Genomic DNA, 13038 nt, shown 5'->3' on the forward strand with positions numbered 1-13038 from the left:
GGGAGTCTCCGATTGAAAGGAGGCTCCGAAATTCTACTGGCTGATGTCTACTCTGAGGGGGAGCTTACGCAGACACCTGACGCACCAAGCGTTTGCGCGGTTTAATCCGCAGGTTCAACTCCAGCTCCCGATAGATGCGGTAGATCCGTTTGTGGTTCCAGCCGAATCCCTTCACGTTGCGCAGATACAGGTAGCACAGTCCAAATCCCCAGTTTCGGAGGTTGTCCGTCAGGCGAAGCAACCAGTCGGCGATCTCGTCGTTCTCGGCCTTGAGCTTCTCCTCGACGTACATCCTGTGCAGTCGGGCATTCTCCGCCTCCAGCACCTTCATTCGCGACATCATCGGCACATCCATGCCGCCGTATTTGGCGCGCCACTTGTAGAACGTCGCGGAGCTGATGCCCAGCTCACGGCACATCTCTGGCACCGTGATGCCGACCTCCACCCGTTTGATCGCTTCCAGGATCTGGCTGTCTGTGAATCGTGACTTCTTCATGCTGTAGAACTCCTCAATGAGAAAATTCTACTTCTGACTGCACCGCTTTAATGGGAGATCACCACTCCACCAGAGACGAAACAACAGGCGATCCACACTTAACATCTTTCTTTACACGACGGCCAATAATATTTGGGAGATATTTCGGCGCCATTCCCATACCAGGCCTAATACTTCGAACATCATTAGGACCAATCACGGAGCCTGCCGATAGATTCTTTACAAAGTACAGAGACCGCCGAAATTTAACGTTTCCTTTTTCACTTTCTTGACGTTCATAATTCACACGCCCCAATGCAGCCCACGCTGTCTTGCTATCTCGACAAAGTGCCGCCATTTCCACAGGCTCCAACGAGAAACTATCATCCGGCCCACCACCCTTACGATTCAGTGTAAAGTGCTTCTCTATCAAAGACGCGCCAAGCGCCACGCTCGCAATAGCAGTAGTATTATCCAAAGTGTGGTCCGATAGGCCTATGACCAATCCGTAGCGCCCTTTCATATCCAAGATAGTGCGCAAGTTGTAATCTTCCGCAGCAGCAGGATAGCCGCTAACACAGTGCAGGATAGCAAGCTCTTTACATCCCCCATCAATAGCTGCGTCAATTGCCTCCTGAATCTCCTCAGCATTGGCCATACCTGTGGATATGATCATAGGCTTACCCGTACCAGCCACATATTTAATCAGTGGTAGATCTATCGCCTCAAAAGAAGCTATCTTGTACGCAGGCGCGTTCAGATCCTCCAGCAGATCTACCGCTGTAGTATCAAATGGTGAACTGAAAATAGTGATCCCTAGATCATGCGCGTGCTCGAATAGGGGTTTATGCCACTCCCAAGGCGTATGCGCTTCCTGATACAGCTGATAAAGGGTCTTGCCATCCCAAAGGCCACCATGAATCCTGAAGTCCTCGCTATCACAATTCAGGGTAATAGTATCTGCGGTATAAGTCTGTAGCTTAATCGCATCCACCCCTGCTTTTTTTGCTTCTATAATAATTCTGAACGCAGCGGCCAAGCTGCCATTGTGATTAGCAGAAAGTTCAGCGATTATATAGGGAGGGGAGTCCTCGGCAATACGACGCCCCTCAATAGATATGCTCGGCCTATATGTCATAGATTTTTCCCTGTGCAGATAGAACGCCACTCGCTAGCCAGCAGACCGAAACGGTAAACATCCCAATACCTTTCCCCATCAAAGTGCTGTTCGCGCAGAACACCTTCCCTCTTGAAACCTAAGAATTCATGAAGCCGCAGAGAACGAGTGTTATTAGAAATAACTTCCCCACAGAGCTTATGCAGCTTTAGCGTGTTAAAAACGTAATCGAGGGCAATTACGCCTAAAGCACGACCAGTTCCCTTCATTGCACTGGGTGCAGCATAAAAACCCCATTCTGCCAACCCCCAGTCGGCCACTCGATGGATGTTTACAAACCCCCGAGCCTCCTTATCGCATTCAAAAATGAGCAGAGAGCGCATATTATCCCGAGAGACACGCTCATACCACTGCGCATGCTCTTGTGGAGAAATCTCGCGACCCGTATACATCCAGCACCTAATATCCGGGTGATTTCTCCAGCTTAAGACTAGAGGGAGATCGGTGGAACTCATTGGCCGAAGAGCGCAACCAGATAACTGCGACATAATCTATTGCCCCTGACACAGTACATGCATAACCCGCTCAACGCCTTTTCCATCAACCGCACTTGCGGCAGCATGGGTCATTGATGCCATGGCTTGAGGGTTTCCTTGCAGATCACGAAGGTGCTGCGTGACGAAGTTGCCGTCGTCTAATGCTCCATAACTCATGATGCGTGCAGCACCAAACTGTTCAAGGTTACGCGCAACTGCTAGCTGATTGTCTGCCACCACTACCAACAATGTCGGCAACCCTAGACAGCAACGCTCCCACGACGTCGCCCCTCCGGCTCCAATTGCAAGATCACTGTCTGCCATCAGACGCGCCATATCTGTGACACCAATGAGAACACTGGTGGACCATGACAACTGCGCTGCCTTGTGCTGGATCTGACTCAGCCATGGCGCGGTTTCCCCCATCACAACGGAAATGCGGCATTTATCAGGCAGACATCCCGCAATAAGCGCATCCAAAATCTGCCCCGTCGCGTTAATCCGGTCCACACCACCCAAAGCGATTAGCAGATGCTCCAATTGTGGGAGCTTCCGGCGTGCCAGACTATAGGGCCGCCACTGCGCGAACTCCGGCCGCAGGAGCGCATACCGTGATCCGCACAAAAGCACACTTTTCTGAGGCACAAGGTGCTGATAATCCTCCTCCCGCCGACCAAAGGTTTGATCCAGCAAGAAATCGCAGTCATGCCTGCGATCAGCGAGATCATCAATTATCACAAGCTTGCGACAATAAGGACGCTGCACAGTTTCCCAACGGATATCAAGTGCATAGTGATCCACAACCAGCCAATCTGGATGTAATGCCCTCAGGATGGAGGCACAAGCCATAGCATCCTGCTCCTGACTGGCGCCCAACCACTCCGCATGCGCCGGCATGGTAACGTCCGACGCGCCAACAACGGGCTGCCACCTCTGATGTGGCGGCAATGAATGGACCTCATGCCCCGCAACTCGTATCTGGTTCATCAGATGACCTGGGTGCTCACGACAGATGAAGTGACACTCCACACCTTGATTCCGCAATGCATCGGCCAAAGTCAAGCAACGCATGACATGACCCGTTCCTATGTTCAGTGACGCATCTGTGCGGAATATAACTTTCAGTTTCATGGTTGGCCATCAGCCCGCATGGCACGGAACATCCATTCTGCACGTACCCAGTCTTCCTGCGTATCGATATCCTGCACACGATGGCGGGGGAGAATAACAGGCACGGATTTTTCGCCAAACACTGATTGCCCATTCAGCCAGGCATCAACTCGTCCCCAATAGAACTGACCAGCGTCATGCCACGCCTCTTCCAGATCCTGAGACCGGGTATTGAAATGTTCAGGGTAAAACATCTCCACACGCCCATTACTATTCATGCGCATCGCACGCTGAATGGGAAAAGCATAGCTAGTGACTGAGAACGCAAAGTCCGCCTGTGTGTCGCATAGACATGAGAAACCACGCTGAATATCAGCCGCCTGGATAAATGGTGCAGTAGCGTAGATGCAGCACGTTTCCCTCACATCCATGCCCCGTTGCCTCAGCTCCTGGATGGCATGCGCAATGACGGCGATAGTACCAGTATGATCATCTGCAAGGTGCTTAGGCCTCAGAAAGGGGACTTCCGCATCATGTTCCCTGGCAACCTGAGCGATCTCATCATCGTCCGTAGAAACGATAACGTGCTCGAAACACTTGCTCGCTCGCGCAGCCGCGATAGACCAGGCGATCATCGGAACGCCACAAAACGGACGGATATTCTTGCGTGGTATCCGCTTACTACCGCCACGAGCAGGGATAATGGCAATCCTCATACCAACTCCCTGCGCAACACCTCGATGACTTTATTCTGCTGCTCCTCTCCCAGAGTCTGAAACATCGGCAAACTAATGGCCTCTTGGTAATACTGTTCTGCACGAGGGAAATCACCTTTCTTGAATCCCATAGCCTGATAGTAAGGCTGCGTATGTACCGGGATATAGTGCAGATTCACCCCAATTCCCTGTTTGCGCAGGGACTCGAAAATGCCTCGGTGCCCCTTCCTGGTGATCTGGTCTAGTTTCAGCCGTATGACATACAGGTGCATGCCAGAATAACTATCTGGATGCTGCCAGGGAATAGTGACAGGAAGATCCGCCAGCCTTGCATCATAGCCTCGGGCGATAACATGGCGCCGAGACACGTAGGCATCCAGACGATGCGCCTGACTGATACCCAGTGCAGCCTGCAGTTCCGTCATACGATAATTGAACCCTAGTTCCACCTGCTGGTAGTACCAGGGACCATCGGGCGCATGAGTCATAAGCACCGGATCACGCGTGATGCCATGACTGCGCAGCAACATCATACGCGCAGCTAATGTATCATCGTTGGTGACGGCCATACCGCCTTCGGCGGTGGTAATGATCTTGACTGGATGGAAGCTAAACACCGTGATGTCGCTATAACGACCGCTACCAATGTATTCGCCTCTGTATTTGCCCCCAATGGCGTGTGAGGCATCTTCGATGACCTTGAAGCCATAACGCTGCGCCAGCGCTTGAATAGCAGCCATGTCACAGGGTTGGCCGCACAAATGTACGGGAACAACGACTTTTGGCAAGCGACCCTCGCGCTCGGCAATGATAAGCTTCCGCTCCAGCTCAAAGGGATCCATGTTATAAGTGCGCGGATCAATATCCACAAAATCCACTTGCGCACCGCAATATAGTCCACAGTTGGCTGATGCAACAAAGGTAACCGGCGTGGTCCACAACCAATCACCGGCCCCCAGTCCCAGTGCAAGACAAGCGATATGCAATGCTGATGTCGCGCTATTCACAGCAACGGCATGTCGTGCACCTACTTTTTCCGCAACTGCCTGTTCAAATGCAGGAACCTTCGGCCCCTGAGTCAGGAAGTCCGATTGTAAAACCTCCACCACTGCATCAATATCCGCCTGGGTGATATCCTGCCGGCCATAAGGAATCATGTTTAGATCCTGCCAATCTTGTCGGCATTGGCGTCAATCCAGGATTGCAGCACCTCCGGCGGCATCCATTCTGGATTGGAATCACTGGCATAGGTAAAGCCCTCTGGGACTTTCTTGCCGTCCTTGATGCGCTCAGGCGAATCACTCCATCCATTGATGGCCGGCAGGATCTTGTAGTGCTCAGGATATTCGTAAGTGTAGTAGGAATCTTCGGCACCGATCATTTGCTCGTGCAGTTTCTCCCCCGGCCGAATACCGACAATCTTCTGTACCGCTTGCGGGGCGATGACACGAGCCAAGTCGGTGACCTTCATCGATGGAATTTTCTTGACGTAGATTTCACCACCCACCATATCATTGAACGCATGCCATACAAGCTCTACGCCCTGCTCCAGTGAGATCATGAAGCGCGTCATACGCGCATCAGTGATAGGCAGTTCACCCCTATCCCGGATTGACAGGAAGAACGGAATGACAGAGCCCCGCGACCCCATGACATTGCCATAGCGCACTACTGCAAACCGCGTTCCATGCGAGCCCGAATAGGAATTGCCCGCCACGAAAAGCTTGTCTGACGCTAGCTTGGTTGCACCATACAGATTGATCGGACTGCTGGCCTTGTCTGTAGACAAAGCCACGACCCGCTTGACCCCTTGATCGATGCAGGCATCAATCAGGTTCATGGCGCCATTGATGTTGGTCTTGACGCACTCGAACGGGTTGTATTCAGCTGTCGGCACAATCTTGGTCGCAGCGGCATGCACCACATAATCAACGCCATCCAGCGCTCGATACAGGCGATCCTTGTCGCGCACATCACCGATAAAGAACCGCACGCGGGGATTGTCACCATAGAGCTTGGCCATCTCCCACTGCTTCATCTCATCACGCGACAGAATAATGATGCGCGCTGGGTTATAACGGGCAAGCGTCATCGGCACAAATGTATGACCAAATGATCCTGTACCACCAGTAATCAGAATGGATTTTTCTTTCAGCATAGATTTTCTATATGATTTTTAGCTGTTTTTTACAGCCATAATTGACCCAGAAGAAACAATTTCTTCATAAGTACCTACTCGTACTATTTGCCCCTGTTGTAGCTCAATGAGCTGATCACAGTTCTGCAAGGTCGTCACTCGATGGGCAATAATCAAGACCGTCAGGTCGGCCTCTAACCTACCCACCGCATCCATCACTGCCCGTTCCGTTTCATTATCCAGCGCACTAGTCGCCTCATCCAGGATAATGACCTCGGCCTGCTTATACAGCGCTCGCGCAATCCCGATCCGCTGACGCTGCCCGCCAGACAATCGTACTCCCCGCTCGCCCACGCGAGCATCGTAACCATCCGCCAAAGATTCGATATAGCCCGCAATCTGCGCCTGCCGTGCAGCCTGCTGTACCCGCTCCCGGTTGATATGTGCGGGTGGCACGCCAAAGGCGATATTTTCCGCAATACTTGCATCGGCCAGGTAGATGGACTGCGGCACATGGGCGATCCGGCGCTGCCAGGCGCGCTGCGTGGCAGGCCCCAGTTGAACATCATCAATCCACAAATACCCAGCCGTAGGGCTGAGCAGCCCCATGATGATGTCCAGCAGCGTGCTCTTGCCGCTGCCGGTGGTGCCGATGAAACCAATCCGGCTGCCGCGCGGGATTGTCAGGTTCAGACCATGCAAGACCTGAGGGGATTGCGGGCTGTAGCGGAACCCTATGTTTTCCAGCCGGATGCCCTTTTCGAACGGCAGGTCCAATTTTTCCTGACCATGGACCTGCGTATCGATTGGTTGGCTCAACAGAGCCAAGGCATCCTGCAAGGAATGGCGGCCACTGCGCAGTTGGACGATGGACAGATACCCCTGCTGCAGCACCGGCAATAGCCGCTGGGCACCCACGGCCAAAACGCCCAATAAGGTGATCGTCCCGGTGATACCGCCATCTTGGCGGGCCATGGCATACGCCAGGATGGCGATGAACGCCATACCTAGGGCCTCGGCCGCAAATCGAGGTGACCCGCCAATGATGGTGCTGCTGGCCTGGGCATGCCGCAATGGAATGTCCGCCAGCCGGTATTGCCGGCAATAGGTTTCCTGGGACCCATCCAGCAGCACGTCGCGAATGCCGCCCAGACCTTCTTGCAATACCTTGACCACTTGGTTGGATTCCTGGGATATCCGCAGGCTATAGGCGCCCAGCCGCTTGCGAGTCACCATGATCACGATCCCGTAGATTGCGCCAAACCCCAGGAAGGCAGCCAGGGACATCAGCGGATTCACCGCAAGCAACGCAAGCAGGATCGCAACGAGAATCACGGCGCTGCTGATCAGGGTCAGGATGGGGGTCAGGAAATAATTGATGATCATCATGACCTTGGTCGTGACCCCGCTGATGACCTCGCTGCTGTTGCGGGAGACATGCACAGCATAGGGCTGGTACAGGGTCCGCCGGTAGATTTGGTAGCTGAAATCCGCCCCGATCGCATAAGACAGTTTGGTCTGCACGTATAGCAGCAGCAGGCGCATGCCACCCGCCAGCAGGGCGGCAGCGATGAAACCGATTGTGATTGGCAACAATAGAGCTTGCGGGCTGCCGATGCGCAGCCATCCCAGCAGCGGCTGGACGGCGGGATGCGCGAATACGGTTTCCGGCTGGGTCAGTACGCCCAGAAACGGCAGGACGGCTCCCAGACTCAGGACTTCGGCGAAGGACGCCAGAATCATCAGGACCAGCAGGATCGCCAGCTGCTGTTTGCGGCGCGTGCTCAGATGCGCCCAGAATCCCCGCACCAGTTGCTGGATGGTCATGACCGCAGCTCTCTTGTGGCCGCAGACTCCTGGTCTGCTTCGCTTTGCAATTGCTCGATCTCCTGTTTCAGGGCCTCGTATTCTCGCATCTTGATCTTCAGAAAATTCCGCGTCAGTTCAGCCTTGGCCGCGAAGCCTGCGGGGGTCAGCAGATAAGCGTAGCCTAGCTTGTTCTCGCTATTCCTGAAGTTCTGCATTTTGATCAGCCCCTTATCCAGCAGGGCGCGCATGCAGTAGTTGGTCTTGCCCAGGCTGATGCCCAGGGCCTGGGACAGGTCGCGCTGGCTTAGACTGGGGTCGATCTCCAGCAGGCGCAGAACCTTCAGATGGCTTTCTTCGTAGGCAGTATCGGACATTTCAGACACGCTACCGCCGTGCTGTGACACGGTCAGCAAGCGCCAGGTGATGTTCATCGGATGAACGCGATCATACATCACCTGACCAGGCACTAAAACCATGAAATGGCCACAGGATCTATCGGAAACTGCCCGACACCCCTAGCCAGATCCCATGCTGCCTTTGCCCGCCCCCGTGCTGGCCCGTGTAAGCCAGCACGGCGTGTGTGCGCCATGCCACGGGGGCCTGCACGCCCAGATCCAGGCTCAGGGCGTAGCGCGGCAGGGGCAGGCCTTTGGCCTTGAAGTGCTGCCCGGGGTCGGCCCGATAGGACTGGCTGCTGCTCAAGTCCGATCCGCCCCACAGGCGGCGCACGCCCAGATCCAGGGTCATCCGGGCTTCGCCATGAGGCGTGGGCCACAGGCGCTCGACCCTGATCCCCAGTTTCCCCAGCCAGCGGCGGTCGGTCTCGGCATCCAGCGTCACGGCGGCCAGCCCGTCGCTTTCCTGCACGGCGGGGCGATGCAGGCGCAGCCAGGCCGCCTGGGCATAGGGCATCCATTGCCATGAACTCAGGGCAAATGGCTCCTTCGGCTCCATATGCGCCCAGGCCTGGGCCAGCCGCGCAGCGGGGCGGCTGTGCAGCGCGGCCTCGCTTGGATCGGCTTGGCGGCTCAGCTTGGCCCGGTGCCAGGAATGCGCCGCTCCCAGGGCCAGACGCCAGCCTGGGCGCGCCAGGCTGGCGCCCAGGCCCAGGTGCATGGCTCGATCCCGCAGATGGTATGTACCGCCAGCGGCAGCCGAAGGCCGGGCCGACCCCAGGCTCGCCAGGCGGGTGTCCTGCGTGCCCACGAAGGCCGCCAGGAAACCATCCGATCCCGCTGGGCGGCTGACACCGATCTGCAGGCCGCGGGCATCCCGGTCGTCTGCGGGCAGGCCATGGGCGCCCTGCCGTTCCGTATTGGCGGCCCAGCCCTGTGCCCAGGCCCGGCCGCTGGCCGTGTATGCCAGCGCGGATTCCCGCAGGAAACGGCTGTCGTCCAGCACGGCCCCGCGCCAGGATGCATCGGCCGTGTTCAGCCCACGCGCGTTGTACTGCAGGCCCAGGGTGACGGTGGTGGGGCCATAGCTCAAGACGGGATCCAGGTAGCGCAGTGTGCTGGCAACGTGGGTATGGCGTCCATCGCCGGGTACGGGATCCATGCCCCCATCGGGCCCGTATTCCAGGCCGCCGTCGGCCTGCACTATGACCCAGCGGCGATCGGGCGTCCATACGCCAGGCGACGGCTCGATCAGCAAGCCGCCACCCAGGCGTACCGTACCAAATGACCAGATGCGGTCGGCCTGGCCGCCGGCATCGATGCGGATGCGGGTCTGGGCGCCTGGCAGCAAGGCCAGCCGCTGGCCGATCAGCAGGGTGCCTGTACTGCCCGGCGCGCCAGGGTGCAGCAGCCCGGCCACGCGGGCATCATCCACCAGGCCCGCACCGGACAGCACGGTGCCGGGGTGCGTCAGCACCGGCCCCCACCACAGTTGGTCGACCCGCAGGCCGCCCTGCGCCACGGTCAAGAGATCACGGCCGGGGCTGAAGCCGACGCCCGCCAGGCGCAGGGTGCCGGCACCATCCTTGACGATGGGCGCTTCGGCCTGGATATTGCCCGCCAGCGTGGCTTCGCCGGATGCAACGCGCCACACGGCGTCGGTGCCCAGGCCGGCGATGGGCGGCAGGCCCCAGTGCACCGGCAGCGTTTGTGCCCCCGCGGCGGAACGCACTTGCAGGATCTGCTCGATGCGGATGCCGGGATGCAGTTCCAGCCGCGTGCCTGCCGTCATTTCCAGGCTGTTGACCGGCGAGCCCAGGGCCTGGTCGTGCGCCAGGCCCAGGCTGCCTTCGGCCAGGACGATCTGGCCGATCGTGGAGCTGGCGCCCGCCAGATCCAGGTGGCCACGGCCCAGCTTCCAGAACGGGATGGGCAGCCAGGAATCGACCGGGTGCCCCAGGATGGGGCCCGACAACCGCAGTGTGTGACCTTCGGCCACCTGGAACCCGCTGGCGCTTTCCAGCAGCAGCCCCCGCTCGATGCGCTGGTCTTCCGCGACGGCGATCGATTCGCCATGCATGACAAAAGGCGCCGGGGAATCATCCCACGGCGCCTCGGGCAGTGCCAGGACCAGACCCGGCGGCGGCAGGCTCAGGCAGCACAGCACCTGGATGAAGCGCACCCGGATCGTCTTGAAGATGGACATTTTTGTCTCCTGTCAGATTGATATATGTCACTGAATGTGACAAGTCTGTTTTACAGGAAACAACCAGGTGCGGGGGAATGGAGTGCCGCGGAATTAGGACAGGTCAAGACGAGCCGAATTCACATCCCATTTGGTGCTGACCGTCAGGCTGGCCGGCATGGGGTTTTCGGACGACGTGACCGGGGGATTCCATGGCAAGCGCTCCGCATCGACTTTCGCAAGATGCCATTGCGCCCCGGGCATGCTGGATATGGCCCGCAGGATCTCGGCGGAAGGCGGGCTTGGCAATTGGTATCGATTGGGCCAGCGATGCTCGGCCACACGGTGCTGCCAGGCCTTGAACCGGGCTGCGTCCTGCTGTGCTTCGGCCGACACAGCCAGCACCACCTCGATCCCCAGGCCAGACAAGCGCTCGCATGCCGGGGATGAATCCATCGGGCGCTCGGGAGCATCCAGGACCAGGGATATGCCGGTATGCCGCGCACCGGTTGCGTTTCGAGCCTGCAGCCACTGCGCAGCGGCCACGCACAACGCGTCGGCCTGGATGCCTTGGCCATTCAGCCGCAACTGCAGGCGGCGGGCTGCGGCGATCCGGGCAACGGCATCCAGGGCCCACACGGCATCGTCCGAGACCGGGGCAGCGGCCAGTTTCCCATCCAGCAGCACCACAGGCACGGACAGGCAGTCGGCCACGGCCGCCCCCCCGGACTGCCTTGGCCCAGGTATTGGTGCCCCCATAACACAGGGTGGGGCGCGCCGTATTGCCGATGCTGCCGCGACGGTGCAACCAGATCCTGGTGGCGCGGTCTGTATCGTCCCGTGCTTGCGGTGGGGGTGCCGCGCTTGTTCCGTGGCCGCGCACATAGCTGAAGGTGTCTCCCAGGCGACGCACCACCACGGGTGCAAGCGATGCGGGGTCGTCCAGCCCGATGCCCTGGTAGGGGTGCGGGATGCCTTCAAGCCTGTAGCCCAGAAGACGCAGGATGGTGGCTGGCACCTGGGCCAGGGTGCTGGGGCGCGCCTGCCGGCTTGCCTGGCTGAATAGCGTGAACAATTCGGGGGCGGCCTGCTGGGCAGCGTCGTTGAAATACATCAGGAACGGCACACGGAACATCTCGTGATGAAAGCGCGCGGAATCGTGCCCGACGTTGGTATAGGGGGATTCGCCATGATCGGCAAAGTACAGGAAGACCGTGGGCTGATCGAAGGCCCGCACCTGTTCCAGCACGCTGTGGATGCTGCGATCCACATAGCGCATGGCGCTGTCATAGCCTTCGGCATTGCGTGCCATGAGCCTGTTGTCGTCCAGCGCCTCGCCAAAAACCCTGGCCGGGCTGACCCCCTGTAGCCGCGTATCGACAGGCGACCGGGCGTCTGGCGGGATATTGCCCAGATAGTCGCCATGGCCTGCATAGGAATGCAGGAAGGTCACGGCAGGCAGGCCCGGCGCCGAATCGAACCAGGGCGCGTGCGCCAGGAAATAGCGATCATCCGGCAAGGCGCCAAGTTTGGACGCCAGGTCGCCCATGACGGCCGCATGCTTGCGTGAATAATCGACGTGCGTGGCGTGCCGGAAGATGATCGGCCCCGCCAGGCTGTAGGTGCCGCTGGCCGCCTGGTTGCTGAACAGCCGGGTAGGAATCGATAAACGACGCAGCACATCGACCAACGACACCCGCTGCCGCTCGTTGATCGGCAGGTAGGCCTGGCCGGGTGCCCATTGGAAACTGAGCGCTTCCAGCAAACTGGGCGATGTCATGACCTGGGTCGAAATCACATCGCGGAACACCAGGAAGCCAGGTTCGCGTTCGCGGAAGGCATCCAGCCTGGGCGTGGTGTTGCGCGGATAGCCATACAGCGACCAATGCAGCGAGGTGGTCGACTCGCCGATGTACACCAGCAGCCGCATACGGTGTTCGCCGGTTTCCCGGATGACGAGCTTCAGGTCGGGATGGGTGAAATTCCGCTGGATGGACTCGAAAATGGCGCTATTGGATTGGAACCGCGCATAGGCGTGGCGGACCAATGATCCCATGGGGATCGCCAGGCACACTGCGCCCAGCAGCAAGACGATACGGTGGCTGGCAGCAACGGAAGGCACCCACCGGTCGGCGCGGCGCAGCGCGACGATGATCAGCGCGGTGATCAAAAGGGCAATGCCGGCTGTTTCGAGCAACTGGTTCCAGGCCAGCGGCTGCAGGATGGACGAAATAGTTTCCAGAAAGAACAGGGCTTCTTTCCAGGCGAAGTTCTGCGCTTCGCTGAACGAATCGGAGCCCAGGCCGTCCAGCCAATGCCGACAGGACTTCAAGTACAGGCTGATATACAGGCCGAGCAGGCCGCAAAGGGCTCCCCGGATGTAATGCCGCCGCTGTATGGCCGCAAATGCCAATAAAAAGAAACCAGCCAGGAACAACGGGCGCATCGAGGGTTTTCTAATGTCTAAGCGTGACAAAAACCCCGTAATTGTATCAATGTAACAAAAAGAACCCAACAGCCCCATCGGGCGAGACAAGCTTTGCCCCCGCAGTCACGCC

At 58.1% G+C, this 13038-nt stretch carries 10 protein-coding genes and 1 pseudogene; all 11 read right to left on the bottom strand.

From position 1 onward, the window contains the following. Positions 1 to 79: 79 nt before the first annotated feature. Positions 80 to 496, bottom strand: a pseudogene (locus ABD022_RS13635) (transposase); the annotation flags it as partial. Between the two features lie 58 nt (positions 497 to 554). Then, positions 555 to 1643: a pseudaminic acid synthase gene (gene pseI / locus ABD022_RS13640; RefSeq protein WP_343821842.1), complete on the bottom strand. Its 1089-nt coding sequence runs from the start codon at positions 1641 to 1643 to the stop codon at positions 555 to 557. Continuing rightward, positions 1610 to 2140, bottom strand: coding sequence for a UDP-4-amino-4,6-dideoxy-N-acetyl-beta-L-altrosamine N-acetyltransferase (gene pseH, locus ABD022_RS13645; protein ID WP_343821845.1), 531 nt, complete (start codon positions 2138 to 2140; stop codon positions 1610 to 1612). The genes pseI and pseH overlap by 34 nt, the downstream gene beginning before the upstream one ends. A 3-nt stretch (positions 2141 to 2143) precedes the next feature. Next, positions 2144 to 3259, bottom strand: coding sequence for a UDP-2,4-diacetamido-2,4,6-trideoxy-beta-L-altropyranose hydrolase (gene pseG, locus ABD022_RS13650; RefSeq protein WP_343821848.1), 1116 nt, complete (start codon positions 3257 to 3259; stop codon positions 2144 to 2146). Continuing rightward, the gene (gene pseF / locus ABD022_RS13655; RefSeq protein WP_343821850.1) at positions 3256 to 3954 is read right to left on the bottom strand and encodes a pseudaminic acid cytidylyltransferase; all 699 of its coding nucleotides are present in this window, start codon (positions 3952 to 3954) and stop codon (positions 3256 to 3258) included. Before pseF ends, pseG begins: the two co-directional genes overlap by 4 nt. After that, positions 3951 to 5111 (bottom strand): UDP-4-amino-4,6-dideoxy-N-acetyl-beta-L-altrosamine transaminase, encoded by a 1161-nt coding sequence (gene pseC / locus ABD022_RS13660; RefSeq protein ID WP_343821853.1) that lies wholly within the window; start codon positions 5109 to 5111, stop codon positions 3951 to 3953. Before pseC ends, pseF begins: the two co-directional genes overlap by 4 nt. A gap of 2 nt (positions 5112 to 5113) precedes the next feature. After that, positions 5114 to 6112: a UDP-N-acetylglucosamine 4,6-dehydratase (inverting) gene (gene pseB / locus ABD022_RS13665; protein ID WP_343821856.1), complete on the bottom strand. Its 999-nt coding sequence runs from the start codon at positions 6110 to 6112 to the stop codon at positions 5114 to 5116. A gap of 18 nt (positions 6113 to 6130) precedes the next feature. Further along, complete coding sequence (locus ABD022_RS13670) at positions 6131 to 7918, bottom strand: ABC transporter ATP-binding protein (protein WP_343821858.1); 1788 nt, start codon at positions 7916 to 7918, stop codon at positions 6131 to 6133. Continuing rightward, positions 7915 to 8331 carry a MarR family EPS-associated transcriptional regulator gene (locus tag ABD022_RS13675; protein ID WP_343821861.1) on the bottom strand — a complete coding sequence of 139 codons (417 nt, stop codon included), beginning with the start codon at positions 8329 to 8331 and terminating at the stop codon, positions 7915 to 7917. The genes ABD022_RS13670 and ABD022_RS13675 overlap by 4 nt, the downstream gene beginning before the upstream one ends. Before the next feature lie 61 nt (positions 8332 to 8392). After that, positions 8393 to 10501 (bottom strand): autotransporter outer membrane beta-barrel domain-containing protein, encoded by a 2109-nt coding sequence (locus ABD022_RS13680; protein WP_343821863.1) that lies wholly within the window; start codon positions 10499 to 10501, stop codon positions 8393 to 8395. Positions 10502 to 10604: 103 nt separating this feature from the next. Continuing rightward, positions 10605 to 13016 carry a sulfatase-like hydrolase/transferase gene (locus ABD022_RS13685; protein WP_343821865.1) on the bottom strand — a complete coding sequence of 804 codons (2412 nt, stop codon included), beginning with the start codon at positions 13014 to 13016 and terminating at the stop codon, positions 10605 to 10607. Positions 13017 to 13038: the final 22 nt, after the last annotated feature.

This window comes from Castellaniella daejeonensis, assembly GCF_039523555.1.
Classification (GTDB): domain Bacteria; phylum Pseudomonadota; class Gammaproteobacteria; order Burkholderiales; family Burkholderiaceae_B; genus Castellaniella; species Castellaniella daejeonensis.

Coding starts and splice junctions, on each gene's coding strand:
- pseH (WP_343821845.1), bottom strand. CDS start 2,140: ATGTCGCAGTTATCTGGTTGCGCTCTTCGGCCAATGAGTTCCACCGAT.
- pseG (WP_343821848.1), bottom strand. CDS start 3,259: ATGAAACTGAAAGTTATATTCCGCACAGATGCGTCACTGAACATAGGA.
- pseF (WP_343821850.1), bottom strand. CDS start 3,954: ATGAGGATTGCCATTATCCCTGCTCGTGGCGGTAGTAAGCGGATACCA.
- pseC (WP_343821853.1), bottom strand. CDS start 5,111: ATGATTCCTTATGGCCGGCAGGATATCACCCAGGCGGATATTGATGCA.
- pseB (WP_343821856.1), bottom strand. CDS start 6,112: ATGCTGAAAGAAAAATCCATTCTGATTACTGGTGGTACAGGATCATTT.
- ABD022_RS13670 (WP_343821858.1), bottom strand. CDS start 7,918: ATGACCATCCAGCAACTGGTGCGGGGATTCTGGGCGCATCTGAGCACG.
- ABD022_RS13675 (WP_343821861.1), bottom strand. CDS start 8,331: ATGAACATCACCTGGCGCTTGCTGACCGTGTCACAGCACGGCGGTAGC.
- ABD022_RS13680 (WP_343821863.1), bottom strand. CDS start 10,501: ATGTCCATCTTCAAGACGATCCGGGTGCGCTTCATCCAGGTGCTGTGC.